This is a genomic window from Cesiribacter sp. SM1, from assembly GCF_020178975.1.
Classification (GTDB): Bacteria; Bacteroidota; Bacteroidia; order Cytophagales; family Cyclobacteriaceae; genus Cesiribacter.
In genome coordinates this window covers 171810-190479 of the sequence record NZ_JAHXBU010000045.1, presented here as the reverse complement: position 1 = coordinate 190479, position 18670 = coordinate 171810, and the positions used below count along the sequence as shown (strand labels likewise).

Here is an 18670-nt window from a genome sequence, read left to right as displayed (position 1 = left end):
CATGAAATTATCATTCAAAGTACTTGTAGCACTGTTGGGAATGCATACGTTGCTGTATGCTCAGCATAGTCCCTCTAATCTTGAATATGTAGATCCTACCATTGGCGGTGTTGGGCACATACTGGAACCTACCAGGCCAACGGCACATTTGCCAAATAGCATGGTGCGGGTTTATCCAAGCAAAAGGGATCAGCTGGATGATCAGCTGGGCTTTTTCCCGCTCACAATTATCTCTCACCGCCTGGGAGAATTGTTTGGTATCATGCCATTTAGCGGCAGTCCTACACAACAGGCATTTGAGCAAAAATATAGTTTTGATTTTGAAAAAGCTGCTCCCCATCACTACCAGGTGTTTTTGGAGGAGAGCAACATTAATATAGAATTTATCCCGGCAGGAAAAGGGGGATATTTCCACTTCAAATACCCCAACGGTAAGGAGAATCAGGTGTTATTGATGCTGCGCCATGGCGGGCAACTTAGCCAGGAAGAAAATAATGCTATAAGCGGGCGTGAGGATTTTAACGGCATGCGTGCCTGGTTCTATGGGGAGTTTAGCAAGCCGGTTAATTTTGTAAAAAAGGGGGGCAAAGAGGGCGAAAAGCAGTTTGCTTCTGTGAGCACCAGCCATTCCGAGCTCGATTTCCGCTATGCCATCTCCTTTATCAGCAAGGAACAGGCTAAAAAGAATTTAAAAGAAGCCATACCTGGCTGGGGAAAAGCAGAGGTGCTGGCAAAAGCCAGGCAAAGCTGGGATCGGGTACTTAACCAGGTACAGGTAGAAGGGGGGACCGAAGCACAAAAGCGTACCTTTTACACAGCGTTGTACCGCAGCTATGAGCGAATGATTGACATTACCGAGCAGGGCCAGTATTATAGTGCATACGACCACAAGGTACACAAGGCAGATCGCCCTTTCTATGTAGACAACTGGATCTGGGATACCTATCTCTCCCTGGAGCCGCTCCAGATGATCCTGAATCCGGAAATGGAGTCTGATAAAATTTCCTCTTACATCCGGATGTACCAGCAATCGGGCTGGATGCCTTCTTTTGCTGTACTTTGGGGAGAGCATGCCTGCATGACGGGCAACCATGCCGCAGTCTGGATAGCAGATGCCTGGATGAAGGGCGTCCGGAATTATGATTTGCCTGCGGCCTATGAAGGACTGAAGAAAAATGCCCTTCAGGGCACCCTGCTTCCCTGGCGCTACGGGCCCATGTGCAGTTTAGATACCTTTTACCATGAACGGGGTTACTATCCTGCCCTTAGACCAGGCGAAGAAGAAACAGTACCCCAGGTGCACAATTTTGAAAGACGACAGGCAGTGGCAGTAACATTGCAGCACAGCTACGGCGACTGGGCCCTGGCGCAGCTGGGCCGTTACCTGAATAAGGAAAAAGATGTACAGCTGCTGCTGGGCAAAGCACAGAACTATAAAAATGTGTTCAGGGCAGAAAAAGGTTTTATGTGGCCTAAAGATGCACAGGGCAACTGGATAGAACCTTTCGACCCTAAATTCTCCGGGGGGCCGGGCGGCAGGGCCTATTTTACAGAAAACAATGCTTACATCTATAACTGGGATGTAAAGCACGATCTAAAGGGGCTTTTTGAGCTTATGGGAGGGAGAACCGCGGCAGAAGCAAAGCTCGATAACCTGTTCCGCGAGAGCCTGGGGAGAAGCAAATACCAGCTGTGGGCCGAGTTTCCGGATGCCACAGCCCTGGTGGGGCAGTATTCTATGGGCAATGAACCTACTTTTCATATTCCCTATCTCTATAATTATGTGGGTGCACCGTGGAAAACCCAGAAACGCATCCGCATGCTGATCAACACCTGGTACCCCGATAACCTGTTCGGTATTCCCGGTGATGAGGATGGCGGCGGTATGAGTGCTTTTGTTGTGTTCTCCATGATGGGCTTTAACCCGGTTACGCCTGGTATACCTATTTATAATATTGGCAGCCCGTTTTTCAATAAGATGAGCATTAAGCTGCATAATGGTAAAACCTTTACGGTAGTTGCCCATCATAATTCAGCGGAAAATAAATACATTCAAAGCGCTACGCTAAATGGGAAAAGCTGGAATAAGCCCTGGTTTGAGCATGAAGATTTAATGAATGGAGGCACCCTGGAGTTAACGATGGGTAAAATGCCAAACAAGGCTTGGGGAAGTGCCGAAGCCGACGCTCCACCCTCCTCCCTGGAATTTAATCCTTTAGGACTATAAAAGATTAGAAACGAGACTGTCTGATCAAGCAAAAAGATATATTAAATGAGAAAGTTAGCAATGGCACTCCTGCTGTTTATATCCGTAGGAGCGCAGGCACAATCTGTAGTAGTAAAAGAAGTAACGGACCCGGTTGAGTGGGTAAACCCCCTGATGGGCACAGATTCCAAGATCAGCTTATCTAATGGTAATACATACCCTGCCATAGCAGTACCCTGGGGAATGAACTTCTGGACTCCACAAACCGGTAAAATGGGGCATGGCTGGGCATATACCTATGATGCTGACAAAATAAGGGGGTTCAAGCAAACACATCAGCCTTCGCCCTGGATGAATGATTACGGACAGTTTGCCCTCATGCCTGTAACCGGCAGGCTTAGGTTTCACGAGGATCAGCGCGCCAGCTGGTTCTCGCACAAAGCAGAGGTATCCAAACCGCACTACTACAGTGTGTACCTGGCAGATCATGATGTTACGACAGAAATTACCCCCACAGAACGTGCTGCACAGTTTCGCTTTACTTTCCCGAAATCCGACAGCTCATTTATTGTAATCGATGCACTTGACAAAGGTTCCTGGGTGAAGGTAATCCCGGAAGAGAACAAAATTGTAGGCTATTCCACCAAATATGCCCGCAGTGATCCCAAGAACTTCAAAAATTACTTTGTAATCTACATCGATAAGCCCTTTAGCCTGTCGTACACCTGGCATGACAGCACCTTGGTAAAGGATGCCCTGGAAATGAATGCCGACCATTCCGGTGCTGTTGTGGGCTTTAAAACAGAAAAAGGAGAACAGGTGCATCTAAAAGTAGCCTCATCTTTCATAAGCCTGGATCAGGCCGAGCTAAACCTGAAAAGAGAATTGGCCGGCGATAGTTTTGAGCAAACCCGTAAAAATGCAAGAGAAAGATGGAACCAGACCCTGGGGCGAATTAAGGTAGAAGGCGGAACAGTAGACCAGGTCCGTACTTTTTACTCCTGCCTGTACCGCACCCTCTTCTTTCCGCATAAAATGTATGAGGTAAACGCAAATGAAGAAATTGTTCATTACAGCCCCTATACAGGAGAAACACACCCTGGCTATATGTTTGCAGGCACAGGCTTTTGGGATACATTCAGAGCACTGTATCCCTTCCTGAACATGGTTTACCCAGCCATTAACAAAGAAATGCAGCAGGGACTGGCAAATGATTACAGGGAGGGGGGCTGGCTGCCCGAATGGTCCAGTCCGGGTTATGCCAACATCATGATCGGGAACAATTCTGCTTCAGTGGTTTCTGATGCCTACATCAAGGGGATGCGTGATTACGATATCAATACACTTTACGAAGCCCTGCTGCAAGGTGCCAACAATGCAGGCCCTATTACGGCTGTTGGTCGCGCAGGTGTTGATTATTACAACAAGCTGGGTTATGTGCCATACGATGTAGGTATTAACGAAAATGCAGCCCGTACACTGGAGTATGCTTATGACGATTTTGCCATTTACCAGTTGGCCAAAGCCCTGAACAGACCTAAAAAAGAAATAAAGCTTTATGAAAAGCGGGCGCTGAATTACAAAAACCTATTTGATCCACAAACAGGCCTGATGCGGGGTAAAAACAAGGATGGTTCCTTCCAGTCGCCCTTTAACCCGTTTAAATGGGGCGATGCGTTTACCGAAGGTAATAGCTGGCACTACACCTGGTCTGTTTTTCATGATGTACAGGGCCTTATTGACCTCATGGGAGGTAAGCAGAATTTTGTAGCAAAACTTGACTCTGTCTTTACACTCCCCCCAGTGTACGATGAAAGCTATTACGGCAGTGTAATACACGAGATCCGGGAAATGCAGATAGCCAATATGGGACAATACGCCCATGGCAACCAACCCATCCAGCATATGATCTATCTGTACAATTATGCAGGGGCACCCTGGAAAGCTCAATATTGGGTGCGCGAAACCATGGACCGCATGTACATGGCAACCCCCGACGGTTATGTGGGTGATGAGGATAACGGCCAGACCTCTGCCTGGTATGTGTTTTCTGCCATGGGTTTTTACCCGGTAACACCCGCTACCGATCAGTATGTATTGGGTGCACCACTCTTCAAAAAAGTTATAGTACAGCTGGAGAACGGAAAAGAAGTGGTTATTGAAGCCCCCGCTAACAGCTCCGGGAACAGGTATGTCGAATCTATGAAACTAAATGGCAAGCCTTATTCAAAAAACTGGATAAGTCATTCGGACCTGATGAATGGTGCTACCATTCATTTCGAAATGTCTGACACTCCCAACAAGCAAAGAGGCACCGGGGAGGAAGATTTCCCCTATTCACTCTCTAACGAGATAAAAAAAGAAAGGCGGTAATGAAAGGGCGGGCATCTAAGTCTTAAGGTTGGTATGAAAGATAAAATAGTACTTGGTATTGATATTGGCGGATCACATATTACTGTTGGTCTGGTAAATCTTGAAACACGCCTATTGTTGGCAGATTCACTGTTGCGCAGAAGGGTTGATTCAAAGGCCAGCTCTCCTGAAATCATTGCCAGCTGGATTGCAGCCATACAGGCCGCAATCAGGAAGGATTCCCGCTTCTCCGGAAAAATTGGAATAGCCATGCCCGGTCCCTTTGACTATAAAAGGGGCATTTCGCTAATCAAAGACCAGGATAAATACGATGCCCTCTATGGACTTAATGTAAAACAACTTTTGGCAGAAGGGCTCCGAAAAGAGGTAGAAAACATCAGGATGATGAACGATGCCAGGTCCTTTATGCAAGGTGAGGTATATGGTGGTGCGGCAAGGGGATGTACCCGGGCAATTGGTTTAACACTTGGAACTGGTCTCGGCAGTGCCCGTTTCCGGAATGGTGAAGCAGAAGATGCAGATTTATGGCGATCACCATTCAAAGCAGGAATTGCAGAAGATTACCTATCTGCACGATGGTTCATCCAGCGCTTTCATGCGTTGACTGGTGATTGGGTAAAAGGAGTGAAAGATTTAGTGCATTTGGCACAGAAGAATAGCGTAGTCAGGCAGGTTTTCGAGGAGTTCGGAGATAATCTGGCTGAATTTCTGCAGCCACTTCTGATGGAGGAAGATCCGGAGATAGTGGTTTTGGGAGGCAACATTGCCAGAGCATATGATTTATATGTCTCCAGCCTGGAAAAGAAATTAGATGCGGAGGTTGTGAAAAAGTGCATCAGACTAACAGGGCTGGGAGAGAAAGCCGCTCTAGTAGGAGCCGCCAGCTGTTGGGATAATAATTATTCCACTTCCGGTAAGCTAATCAGTGGCTTTGGTGCCGGTGAGTAATCTACTGCCATCATTTTACCTTTGCTGAAAACACCGGTTTAACCAATAACTTTAAACACCCCCCTGTCATGCATAAAGTTTGTATTTGTGCTATGTTGCTGGCGATGCTTTGGCAAAGCAGTACAGCACAACAAAAAGAAGCAGAGGCTGAAAAATCAGGAAATCCTGTATTTCCCGGCTGGTATGCTGATCCTGAAGGTATCATCTATGGTGATAGGTACTGGATCTATCCTACCTATTCAGCTCCTTTTGATCAGCAGGTGTTCATGGATGCTTTTTCATCTCCGGACCTGGTGAACTGGACTAAACATGAAAGGATCATTGATACATCATCCGTAAAATGGGCCAGGCGCGCTATGTGGGCACCAGGGGTGCTTCATAAAGATGATACTTATTATTTGTTTTTTGCAGCAAACGATGTGCATGAAGGTGAAGTGGGGGGCATTGGCGTGGCAATTTCAGATAAGCCGGAAGGACCGTTCAGGGATTTACTGGGTAAGCCACTCATCAATGAAATAGTAAATGGGGCACAGCCAATTGACCAGTATGTGTTTAAGGACAGTGATGGTACCTACTACATGTATTATGGTGGCTGGGGGCACTGTAACATTGTTAAGCTCAATGACGATTTCACTGGTATTGTTCCCTTTGAGGATGGCTCCCTTTATAAGGAAGTTACGCCCGAAGGATATGTTGAAGGGCCTTTCATGTTTAAGCGCAATGGCAAGTACTACTTTATGTGGTCGGAGGGGGGCTGGACAGGACCGGATTATCGTGTTGCCTACGCTATAGCGGATTCACCATTTGGCCCGTTCAAACGCTTAAATACCATTCTGCAGCAGGATAAAACTGTCGCCACCGGAGCTGGGCATCATTCTGTGATACATAATCCCGTGAAAGATCTCTGGTATATAGTTTACCACAGGAGACCCTTGTCTGAAACCGATGGCAACCACAGGGTAACATGCATAGACAAAATGGAATTTAACAGTAAAGGAGAAATCAAACCTGTGAAAATAACATTTGAAGGAGTTAGAGCGCATACTCTTGGGAAGCAATAGGTTCATATTTAAGTTCGGTAAAGCTTTTAGATTCCCTTAACAGACACTCTTATCTCCTGAGGTCCACGGAGGTAAGATTGATACATCCTATTCATTCAGTGTTTATATGATGGTATACCACTTCCCATAGTTCGGATGGCAGTAAGTAAACACAGCATCAGTTTAGCCATCGGAATCTAATCAGAGGCTTTTTCAGATGAAAAATTATGGATTCTAGAAAGGCAGCAGATCATCCTATACCCATCAACTTCGCAATATGAAAAATGTGTTTTTTACCCCTTGTTATCTGGCACCCATTTCAACAGCTCAGTTCATTAGGAGTGCCTTACTGATTTGCTTTCTGATGTTGCTTCATGTCTCCATAATGGCGCAAATTCCTGTGGAGTTCAAAGGATTTAATAAGAAGGGTGCTGTAAGTGCTATACTCAACGACAACATCTTAACCATTAGCTGGCCTGCCGGCCAAACTGAGAAAGCAAAACTGCTGATAAACCTGGAACAGGGACAACCACTTTTTGAAAGTATTCAGCTTAGCCAGGGAGAAGGATTTGAGGAAATTGCAGCAGGTTTAGACCCCGCATTCATACTTACCATAGGAGAGCGAGATCTTAAAAAGAGAGGGGGGTGGAACATCTTCTTTGATGAAACAGCTTATAAGCCTTACAAGTCATATACCGTAGACCTGGATAAACGGAAGGCGAGCGTAAGGAGCCAGGGCTCCAGAACCAACATTATTATTTCTGAAGTCAAGGCTGGCCATTTTACAGGATCTCTGGAAATAACCTTGTACAACGGGAGTCCCTTATTGAACATGGCTGCTGTAGTTGCCACCAATAAAGACTCTGTAGCCATTATTTATGATGCCGGATTGATTGGTAACGAAACGAGCTGGGAAGAGATCTTTTGGGCTGACACAGAGGATTACCTGCAAAGTTCTAGCGTTGATGTTAACACAGAAAGCCAAAATATAGCCGTAAAATACCGAACCATCATGGGAGAAACTGATAAAGGTAGCATTGCTATTTTTCCACCTCCCCACCAGTATTTTTATCCGCTTGATAATGCCTATAACTTAAAATATACCTGGTACGGCAGCAACTATAGGCAGTTGATTCCTGAATTTGGGCTTGGCATCAGGCATGAGCTTTTAGGAGACCAGCGGCATGTACCATGGTTCAATGCCCCTCCAAATACCAGACAACGACTAAACTACTTTATTTTAATAAGTACCAAAAAAGATGGCAAAGTGCTTGAAGAGGTAAAGCAGTTTACCCATGGGGATGCTTATAAGCCCCTGCCAGAGTACTATACCATGGCAAGCCACTTTCATACAGAACATGTCATGGACGTACTCACGCATAAGCCCCTACCGCAAATACCAGGTCATGTAAAAGCATTGCGCAAAGCCGGAGTAAATATTATGCATTTGGGAGAGTTTCATCTGGCGGGCAATCCTCATGATCGGGGCCCGAGAAGGCTTTTGGAGTTTAGAAAAATGTTTGAGGAGTGTGCCAGGCTATCTGGGGGTGATTTTCTGATGCTTCCGGGTGAAGAACCAAATAGCCACTTTGGAGGCCACTGGATGAACCTGTTTCCCAAACCTGTTTACTGGGTCATGTCCAGAGATGCTGATGAGCCTTTCGTTGAAGAAGTCCCGGAGTATGGAAAGGTATACCGGGTAGGGAATAGGGAAGAAATGTTAAAGCTGCTGGAAGTAGAAAATGGATTAGCCTGGACGGCTCATGCCAGAATCAAAGGATCAACAGGATTTCCAGATGGATACAGAGAGGAAGTGTTTTTTAAATCTGACCGGTTTTTAGGCGCCGCCTGGAAAGCCATGCCGGCAGATCTGTCGCAAGACAGGTTAGGCAAACGAGTATTGGATGTGATGGATGATATGGCCAACTGGGGCCTGAAGAAGTATGTGATTGCTGAGGCAGATTTATTCAAGATCGAGCCAGATTATGAACTCTATGCAAACCTTAACATCAACTACTTGCAGCTGAATGAACTTCCTAAATTTGAAGAAGGATGGCAGCCGGTATTGGATGCGATGGAAAATGGAAAATTTTTTGTGTCCACAGGAGAAGTACTTTTGCCTGCTTTTAGTGTGAACGGCAAAAAATCTGGTGAAACTACAAAGTTAAATAAGAACAAAAAAGCTGAAGTGGTCCTGGAGGTTGACTGGACCTTCCCGCTAAGCTATGCAGAGATTATTTCTGGTGATGGAGAGCAGGTTTTCCGGCAAAGGATCAATCTGGATCACACCCAGGCTTTTGGTAAGCAAAAGTTTGTCTTTACTTCTGATCTGCAGGCAAGGAAGTGGGTTAGAGTGGAAGTATGGGATGTGGCGGCTAATGGTGCCTTTACCCAATTTGTGTGGATTGAATAAGAGAAAGGTTAATCATCCCTCATCCAACTGATCATCTTGTAACCTTCTTAAGTCAGGCAGTAGCACATGCTGCTACACATCATTCTCTTTATTTCATTGATCGCATAATTGATGTAATTGGGAGGGGAATCATTGTGAGGCTAGCTCGCAATGATTCCTGCAGATTTCAGCACTTCGGCAGCAGCTGTTGTAATGCCTATCTCCTGCTGTAATTTCCAATTTTATCAGTTACAGGGTAGCCACTAAAAACAGCCAGGCGCCCTTAGGGGTCGCTGGTATCCCGTCTTAGGTGAACTGGTGCAGCCACTGGATAAGATCAAACTTGCAATCTAGTGCCCAAGCAGGTTGATACGCACCGCTTCGTGGTGGTAAGCTTTGCTGTTGCAAATATTATTCGCCAGTTCCTGACAGTACGCGCAGGGCATTCCTCAAACGCACAACTACCGGGGTAAAAAATCAGATTTCTGCCAGACCCTTGCTGGTATCCTAATATGGGCTAAAACTAATACTTCTTAGACCTTCTCCATTTGTTCTTTTCGATTCCTGGATTCGACATCAGCGAACAAATTTGCGGCTGGTAAAACGGGTTTGCTTTGTGGTCTGTCAGCACCCTTTCCCTTTTTCGGTAAGGCAAACAGAGTTAGATGTTCTGAATGCTAAAGATTAATAAATTATTCTTTCTATTAACCCAATTTTAACCCTCATTTTAACCAGCGCAAACGTTATTTTAGCCTATATTCGGCATTTAGCCATCAAAGCTCAAGCGCACAAACCTGAACACGTTTCAACTTAAAAAGCATAAAATAATGAGTAAAATTTTACGAATCTTTAGTTATGTTGCTTTGCTGGGAGCATTCTTTGTATCTCTTAGTTCCTGCGAAAAAGAAGATGCACCGGTCATTAGTGTAGGAACAATAACTGGTATTGTTTCAGATGCCAACGGTCAGGCCGTTTCAGATGTTAATGTCACCCTATCCGGGGTTAATGAAGAAGATGTTACAGTAACCAGCGGGCAAGATGGAAGATATACCCTTGAAAACGTTTCGTTAAAAACCCATGCCCTCACATTCTCTAAAACGGGATGGCTAACAACCAGTGTTACTGTTACAGCCGACGAATTTGATGCAAATAAAGTGGCTACAGCAAACGCCACACTGGTAAATGCTTCGGCGAAAATCACGGGTACCATTACAGATGCTAAAAATGGAAATGCTCCGCTCTCTGATGTAACAATTAGTGTGGGGGTTGCCGGTACGGCTGTAAGCGGGGGCGACGGTACCTATACCATAGATAACCTGATGAGTGCCAACTATAATGTAACATTTACCAAAGACAATTATGTAACAATAACCAAGGAGGTAAGTGAAGCAGACTTTGTTAATGGTGTCGCTACTTTGAATATTAGCATGGGGAGTGAAGAACTGCTACGTGGTTTAACGGCTGATAATCTCTTAAATGCCGACAAGTGGTACTACAACGAATATCGGGGTGGACGTAATGCAGATGCCTATCCACATTGGGACTGGTCTACCAATTACATGTCAACGCTTGATTTCCAGGGTGCATGGCAGGAACAAAATGAAGGTACAACCCTGCAAATCCGCAACAACGAAGACCAGCGTGATAATCCGGCAGATCTTGATGTATTCGATTCATACGTATATGGAAGCAAGTTAATCACTGAAGACAACAAAATCCTGTCGCTTAGGTTACGAACCCATAATGCGGATGAGGCGAGCCCTGCATATTTTGGTGTACAAGTGATTGACCTTTCTGCGGCCCAGCCTGTTGCAGTAAAAGTAGGGGAGACAAGAACATACGGTTCTGGTGACTATGCCGACTTTGATTTTGATCTGAGCGAATATGTAGGCAAAGAGGTTATTATTGCTATAGGTATATACCGTCAGTCTACTGGCGACTATTGGAAACAACTTGTGCTCCGGGCTATCCGCTTTGCCGACAGAAAGGTAGAAAACTGGGACTGGCTGCCCGGTACCGAAGTTGTTGAAGGATGGAAACTGAGCCAGGAAACTGTACGCTCTACCATGATTCATACTAAAAATTCCTTTACGGGTATCAGTCCGGTAAGTGGCAACCGCGATGAATATGTGGATGCTTATCGTGCATGGCGTGAGGTGGACCATGTAGCATCATCGTGGTCTCTTGTTCCTTTAAAGAAAGATCCTGAAGTGTTTCCTTCTGAAGGCTTCCTTATCAAAACACGTAATACACCAGAGGTGAATACAAAGGTGCCCGAAGCCTACCTGTACTCAAAATTTGCCATAGGAGCAGGCAGCAACCAGCTCACGCTGACCACGCGCAATTTCGGTGATAGCTTTACCTACTTCAAACTCACCGTTATTGAGGACGACGGTACAGTTACCCACGTATCCCCAACATCTAATACGGCACAGGAAGCTATCGAGGCCGAAGATGGCACCTGGAAGTTTAAACATGGGGATGGAGGAGCGGGCAACCCTGAAGGTTATGCCTCGTTCGTGTACGACTTATCACAATTTGATGGTAAAAATGTAACGCTTGCTTTTGGGGTTTACAATGGCGAACCTAATACAGGAGAAAACAAGCTTGTTTTCCACACGATCAATTTGAACTAAAGAGATGATTTATACAATGTTAAAATTTCGCAGGATTACTTCGATGATCACTACCTGGAGCTTTGTTTTACTCATGTTAATATCTGCCTGTAAAGATAGCGCCTCCGATAATGGTCCTAATATTCCGCAGGAAGAGGTAAATCTTTCAGAACAAAACCTGCTGCGTGCAATGGAACTTGCCGACAAGGCCGTCTCTTCCCATTTTACAGGAGATGGTATGGCTATGGCCAGGTATTACAACCCTTTTACCGAAGTCCGTTCCGAAGAGAAAGGCAGTGTATGGATGTATACCAGTGCTATTGAAGCGGTGAATGCTATTCTTCACGCACTCAAGGTGCAGAAAGAGCAGGGTGACCCCGCTCTTTACAATGAGCATTTCAACAGGTATTCGGAATTACTGCACAAGTTGTACGACAATGCGGATTACTACCTGGGAACCTTCCGGCTCGTGTCTTACACCCAAACCAAAGAATGGTCGGTCTATGGGGTAAATCGCGGTGGTTCCAAAGGTTCGGCCAAAGTTGAGGGAATCGAAAACGTATATGATGATCAAATGTGGCTTATACGCGAATTACTCGAATCCTATAAACTGACTGATAATGCCGAATACCTGGAAAAAGCGGAATATCTGACCGCATATGTACTTGACGGCTGGGATTGCACACGTGATGGCAGTGGAGAAGAGCGTGGTGGCATTCCATGGGGACCGGGATATGTTACCAAGCATGCATGCAGCAACGGGCCGATGGTGAGTCCGCTGGTGTGGCTGCATGAGCTGTACAAAGACAAAAGCGATGAGGTAACCTATCGCTACATAGATGCTACAGATAAACAGACCCGCATAGCAACCCAGGTGAAGAAGAGCGATTATTATCTGGATTTTGCCAGGAAAATTTACGCATGGCAGAAGAGCCACTTACTGCGCTCCGACGGCGTATACGATGACATGAGGGGTGGATGTTCACCCGGCAGCCCTGAGTTGCATACTGTGGATGGCACAGTTTACCGTAAAGGCACTACTTGTGTGGATCGTGTAGGCCCGGCGATCACTTATAACAGCGGTACCATGCTTTCCGGCGGAGCAGATCTATACCGTGCAACACAGGAGAATACATACCTGGAAGACGCCAAAACTTTGTCAGATGACAGCTTTCAATATTTTGCAAAGCTAGGGGAGACCAAACCGGGCTATTATACTTATGATATCAGTGGCTTCAGAAACTGGTTTAATGGTGTACTGATGCGCGGCTATGTAGATGTATATCCTGCATATGAGCCTGCTGCTGACTATATCAGTTCTTTCCAACAAAACCTTGATCACGGTTACGACAACTTTCTGTACAATGGTTTTCTTCCAACCAATTTATTGGTAGGCTGGAGCAGGGATAACAGCAATAACAGAACAGAAGGAATGTTCAGCTTTGCGTACGCCGCCCAATATGCTGTGCTGGCACGATATGAAATGGAAAAGCATTAGCGAGCTAAAACATCGATCTGGGAAAAATGGATAGTTCTGTCCGTCACCCGGACCTACTTCCTGCGGGTTCCTGAAAGGGTATTCGTGCAAGTTTAACAAATAGCTTTGGTAATAACATAGCCCTGCTGCTGCTCCGGCGAATTGATCGAAGAAGGATTGATTCGCCGGGAAGCGGTAGCACACATGAAACCAGCGGCAAATGTTGTTCTGGAAGCCCATTCAATAAGCCTTGATGTAATAACAGTGGTTCAAATTATTATTTAGCATATGCAAAATAGATACAAGCAATTTTTAAAAAAGCTGACCAAGTATTCCATCTATGGAATGCTTATTCAGTGCGTTTTTTTTGCCGCCGTTTATGCTTCTGAAGATCAATCCGGCAGCGCTGCCACACAGCGCCAGGAATTTACGGTATCGGGTAGGGTAACATCCTCTGATGACGGATCTGCCTTACCCGGTGTAAACATAATAATCAAAGGCACAAGCCAGGGAACCACAACAGACTACGACGGAAAGTATACGTTAAAGGTCCCTGGCGGGGATGTTGTGCTGATTTATTCATTTATAGGCTATTTAACACAGGAGGTTGCTGTTGATTCGAGATCAGCGATTGATGTTGTCCTGGCTCCGGATGATGAACAGCTTAAAGAAGTTGTTGTGGTGGGGTATGGTACACAGGAGAAAGTTACAATAACGGGTGCTGTGGCCAACATTAGAGGCAGTGAATTGCTTCAGACCAAAAACGAAAACCCGCAAAACATGCTTACAGGCAGGGTTGCAGGTGTGCGCGTATGGCAAAGAAGTGCTGAGCCGGGAACATTCAATAACAACATGGATATACGTGGGTTAGGTGCACCGTTAGTCGTAATCGACGGTATTCCGCGTTCGATGGCTGATTTTCAGCGTTTGAATCCGTATGATATCGAAGAAGTCTCCGTGTTGAAAGATGCTTCGGCAGCAATTTATGGAGTACGCGCTGCTAACGGTGTAGTGCTTGTAACTACAAAAACAGGTACAAAAGGAAAAACGATAGTTTCTTATACCGGCTCCTACACCCTGCAGAGACCTACGGGAATGCCGAGGCTTGCCGATCCCTTCCAAACCATGACGCTCTACAATGAAAGATCCATGAACAACATCAACGGGGGGAGCATCATCTACCAGGAAGAAGATTTTGAAGCGTTCCGAAGCGGTGAGCGCCGCGCTACAGACTGGAACTCATTGCTGATAGCCGACTATTCTCCACAAACACAACACGATCTGAGCATTACCGGAGGGAACGACAAAACGCAGTATTATATAGGGGGTGGTTATCTTTTCCAAGAGGGCATCTTCAAATCAGGTGATTTGAACTACAACAAAATTAACCTGCGTAGCAACATAACCACAGAGCTCACGCGGGGATTATCTTTTAACCTCAACCTGAGCGGTGTTGTTGACCAGCGCAATACCCCGTACTCAAGCTCAGTTGATATTATCAGAAACTACTGGAGGCAGGGTGTATTATTCCCCGCCTATGCCGATCCTGAAAATACTATGCTGAATTACGAAGGCCTGGATCTGGAAGAAAATACGGTAGCAAAGATGACCGCTGATGTATCGGGTTACCGGAAATACAGGCAAAAGTACTTCCAGTCTTCAGCAGCCCTTAATTTCGATTTCAGCAGTGTATCGAATTTACTGGATGGCTTATCTGCAAAAGCCCTGATCAGCTACGATTACCGTAACGACGATAATAATATTTTCCGCAGAGAGTACTACCAGTACGCGTATAATTCATTGACTGATTCGTACGATTCGAAATTGTACAACTCAAGCTCACCGAGCCAGTTACGACGCGAATTGTTTGCCAGGCAGCAGGTGCTGGGGCAGTTTTTACTTAATTATAACCACCTTTTTGGCAGGAATCATAACGTAACCGGCCTCCTGGGCTGGGAAAGCCAAAACAGGAGGGGTGACAACTTCTATGCGCAGCGGGACCTTGCTTTTGCCATGGATTATCTTGTGGGAGGCGTAAATGAAAACCAGGTAAGCGGTATGCAGCCAGGCATAGACGATCTCTATGAGGTTGCTAACTCCGCAGTGTTTGGAAGAGCAAATTATACCTTTGCCGATCGTTATATTGCCGAATTTCAGTTTCGCTATGACGGATCCTCTAAATTTGTTCAGAACAACCAGTGGGGTTTCTTCCCATCGGGATCAATCGGTTGGCGTTTATCAGAAGAACCATTCTTTAACTCAGCTTCGGCCCTGTCGTTTGTCGATCAGCTGAAACTGCGTGCCAGCTATGGTGTAATGGCAGATGATGGTGCGCTGAACTACGACTGGTACCCAGGCTACCTCTATCCCGCAACAAGCGGCAATGCAGAAAATGGCTATTACAACCAGTACGCTCCCGGTTACATGTTCGGTGGTGAGTTTGTGAATGGGGTATCGCTCATAGTTCCCAACGAACGGATTACGTGGTGGACGGCCCATACGTTCAACATCGGTGCAGATTTTGAAGGTTGGAACGGGTTGTTTGGCTTTGCCATCGACTACTTTGACCGGCGCCGCGAAGGGCTGTTTGCCAACAGAACGGGAGAGGTTCCTACCGTAGTGGGTACTGGCGCGCCGAGAGAAAACCTGAACAGCGACCGTCAATTTGGTATCGACCTCGAACTCTCACACCGTAACACAATCGGCGAACTTTCATACAGGGTAACAGCCATTGGTACCATTACCCGTAGAAAGCACTTAGATGCAGCGCAAAACGGACCCTATGGAAACTCCTATGACCGCTGGCGCAACGACAATCTGAACAACCGCTATCAGGGGGTGCAGTTCGGTTACGAAAGCGCAGGTCGTTATGAAAACTGGGAAGACATCTGGTCATACCCTATCTACAAAGAGCGGGACATACTGCCCGGGGACTATAAATACCTGGACTGGAACGGGGATGGAGAAATAAGCGGCCTGGATGAGCACCCATTTGCCTATGATCAAACGCCATGGATGAACTTCAGCCTGGGCTATGACGCTTCGTACAAGAATATTGATCTGAGCTTTCTCTTCCAGGGAACGGCAATGGGATCCATGCAGTACAGAGAACCTTTGTACTCCATTTGGGGCACCAATGGCGGCGGTACCCTGGAGCAATATCTGGACCGCTGGCATCCGGTAGATCCGCTGGCAGATCCTTACAATCCTGAAACAGAGTGGGTGAGTGGCTACTATGGTTTTACCGGAAGATACCCCATTGAATCCTCGGAATTTAACCGGGTGAGTACCGCATATCTCCGTCTCAAGAGCATTGAACTGGGGTATACAATACCGAAAAAAATCAGGGCCCTGTCGTCGATGAACTTGCGCCTGTTTGCCAATGCCTATAATGTGTTCACCCTGACGGGAGTGAAGTTTGTTGATCCGGAACATCCTGACGATGATTTAGGAAGGTTATATCCGCTCAATAAAACTTATACAGTTGGATTTTCGGCCCAGTTTTGAACATTTCTGTTCATCATTTTCGAGATATTAATTGAATGATAATATGAAAAGGATATATACATTATTCCTGATCGGCTTATTTACTTTCTTCGGTTGTGCAGAGCTGGATATTCCACCGCCAAATGTGGTTGGAGACGAAACGCTGTTGACGAGTGAATCCGGTATGAAAGTATACATGGCCCGGATGTACAGCAGGATGCCATTTGAGGATTTTAAATACATGGCCCAGTGGGGCATCGAATTCAACTCATGGCTGGGGGCAATGGGCATTGAAGGCACCGGCGAGGCTGTGAACCGCGATGGAATATCCTCAGCTTTTACCGGTGAAAGAACACCTTACTGGGCAAACGCCTATACTTTGCTGCGCGATGCCAACTACCTGATCGAAACACTGCCGCAATATCAAAGTGAGTTTCCCGAGATTACGTACAATCATTATCTGGGTGAAGCCTATTTTATACGTGCTATGGTGTATTCTGCTATGGCCCGGCGTTTTGGAGGTGTGCCACTGGTAACGAAAGTTATTCGCTATCCTGCTGAACAGGAGGAATCGGAAGTACCACGTGCTTCTGAGGAAGAGACATGGAATCAGGTGCTGGCAGACTTTAATCAGGCCATAGAGCTGTTGCAGCCAACCAGCCCCGAAATAGGCTATTCAAATAAATTTGTTGCCCTGGCATTCAAATCGGAAGCCATGCTGTACGCCGGTAGTGTTGCCAAATACAACGAAACTGTGCCCGGTCGACTAACAGGACTGGGAGCCAAAACAGGCGTACGTGTAATTGGTTTTGCCGAGGATTCATGGCGGGCAGCCTCCATAAGGTACTTCCGCGAAGCTTATTCAGCCGCCCAGGAAGTGATCAAAAGTGGCAGTTACTCGCTTTACAAGAAAAAATGGTCGGCAACCGACCGTGAAGCACAGTACCAGAATATGGTAGACATGTTCAGCGATCCATCAAGTCCAGAGAATATATATGTTAAGCAGTTTGGCTATCCAACTTTTACCCATGGTTATGACGCCTACAGCGCTCCGTTCATCTTCAAAGCACCACTAGCATCAGGCACATGCCCAACACTGGATTTTCTGGAGTTATACGAGGGTTTTGAGCGCTACCCTGATGGAACAGTAAAAGTTACTACGGGAGCTTCGAACACAGAAGGAGATTACCTTATGTTCGATTCTCCATTGGATTTCTTTGAGAATGCTGAGCCGCGGCTTCGTGCTTATGTGATTTTCCCAAGCGATATGTTCAAGGGCAGGGAAATTGAAATTCGTGCAGGTGTATACACCGGCCCTACGCCCATTAGCCCCCTGTTTGAAAACTACTCGTATTCTACAGCTGAAACCCGTTATCAGCATTTAGATCTCTACACCCAGGCACCCAAACTGCTTTACCTCAGCCCAAGGGAAGGTAATGGTCAGGAGGTTGTTCCTTACGAGGGCGGTGTTATCACGGCTGCAGGCGCCAACGGCCCATTCTACGATAATGGAGAGTCCTGTCTTACCGGCCTGTATGGTCGTAAATGGCTGAATCCCGATCCGTCTTTTGAAGCAGGTGAAGGCAGATCGTCGCAACATTTTATTTTGATGCGCTATGCTGATGTACTGCTGAATGCAGCAGAAGCTGCGGTAGAACTCGCACTGGCCGGAGAAGCATCTCCTGATGGATCTGATCTAATGCAGGTAGCAACCACGGCTGTAAACGAAATACGTGAGAGAGCCGGGGCAACGCTGGTGCAGGGCATCATTACACCCGACATCACAGGACGCAATCTTATTCGTAAGGAACGCCGCAAAGAGCTTGCACTGGAGCATAAAACAAAATGGGATTTACGCCGGTGGAGAGTACAACACTACGAGGGGCGTGACGGTTTCTGGGGTGAGTTCAGGGACAAAGACACCTTCAGCAGCAATGCCCGCTATCGCTTCCGGGGACTGTATCCGTTCTTTTCCACAGAGAGCGGCAAATATTTCTTCGATGCACGTTTTCAATGGGTAAGCTTAAAGACCTTCGAGTACAATGTTATTGATTACTATTTTGCCATACCCGGCAACGAAGTGTCAAAGAGCCAGGTCATTGACCAGCAGCCAAACCGCTAAAGCGTGATGAA

Annotated in this window: 9 protein-coding genes; all 9 read left to right on the top strand. The window is 46.3% G+C overall.

Translation table 11 applies throughout. The features are described 5' to 3' along the window. The first annotated feature begins 1 nt into the window (after position 1). Positions 2 to 2227, top strand: coding sequence for a GH92 family glycosyl hydrolase (locus tag KWJ01_RS09945; RefSeq protein ID WP_224996282.1), 2226 nt, complete (start codon positions 2 to 4; stop codon positions 2225 to 2227). Between the two features lie 45 nt (positions 2228 to 2272). After that, positions 2273 to 4579, top strand: a complete 2307-nt coding sequence (locus tag KWJ01_RS09940) for a GH92 family glycosyl hydrolase (RefSeq protein ID WP_224996281.1) — start codon at positions 2273 to 2275, stop codon at positions 4577 to 4579. 33 nt (positions 4580 to 4612) lie between these two features. Next, on the top strand, positions 4613 to 5527 hold the full coding sequence (locus KWJ01_RS09935; protein WP_224996280.1) for an ROK family protein: 915 nt from the start codon (positions 4613 to 4615) through the stop codon (positions 5525 to 5527). 68 nt (positions 5528 to 5595) lie between these two features. Then, positions 5596 to 6588: a glycoside hydrolase family 43 protein gene (locus tag KWJ01_RS09930; protein WP_370634700.1), complete on the top strand. Its 993-nt coding sequence runs from the start codon at positions 5596 to 5598 to the stop codon at positions 6586 to 6588. A 364-nt stretch (positions 6589 to 6952) separates the two neighbouring features. Next, entirely contained in the window at positions 6953 to 8980 is a 2028-nt protein-coding gene (locus KWJ01_RS09925) for a hypothetical protein (protein WP_224996279.1), read from the top strand. Positions 8981 to 9786: 806 nt separating this feature from the next. Next, positions 9787 to 11595 (top strand): carboxypeptidase-like regulatory domain-containing protein, encoded by a 1809-nt coding sequence (locus KWJ01_RS09920; RefSeq protein WP_224996278.1) that lies wholly within the window; start codon positions 9787 to 9789, stop codon positions 11593 to 11595. Positions 11596 to 11611: 16 nt separating this feature from the next. Further along, complete coding sequence (locus KWJ01_RS09915) at positions 11612 to 13072, top strand: glycoside hydrolase family 76 protein (protein ID WP_224996277.1); 1461 nt, start codon at positions 11612 to 11614, stop codon at positions 13070 to 13072. A 267-nt stretch (positions 13073 to 13339) separates the two neighbouring features. Beyond that, positions 13340 to 16558 (top strand): TonB-dependent receptor, encoded by a 3219-nt coding sequence (locus tag KWJ01_RS09910; protein WP_224996276.1) that lies wholly within the window; start codon positions 13340 to 13342, stop codon positions 16556 to 16558. 43 nt (positions 16559 to 16601) lie between these two features. Continuing rightward, positions 16602 to 18659, top strand: coding sequence for a RagB/SusD family nutrient uptake outer membrane protein (locus KWJ01_RS09905; protein WP_224996275.1), 2058 nt, complete (start codon positions 16602 to 16604; stop codon positions 18657 to 18659). Positions 18660 to 18670 lie beyond the last annotated feature (11 nt).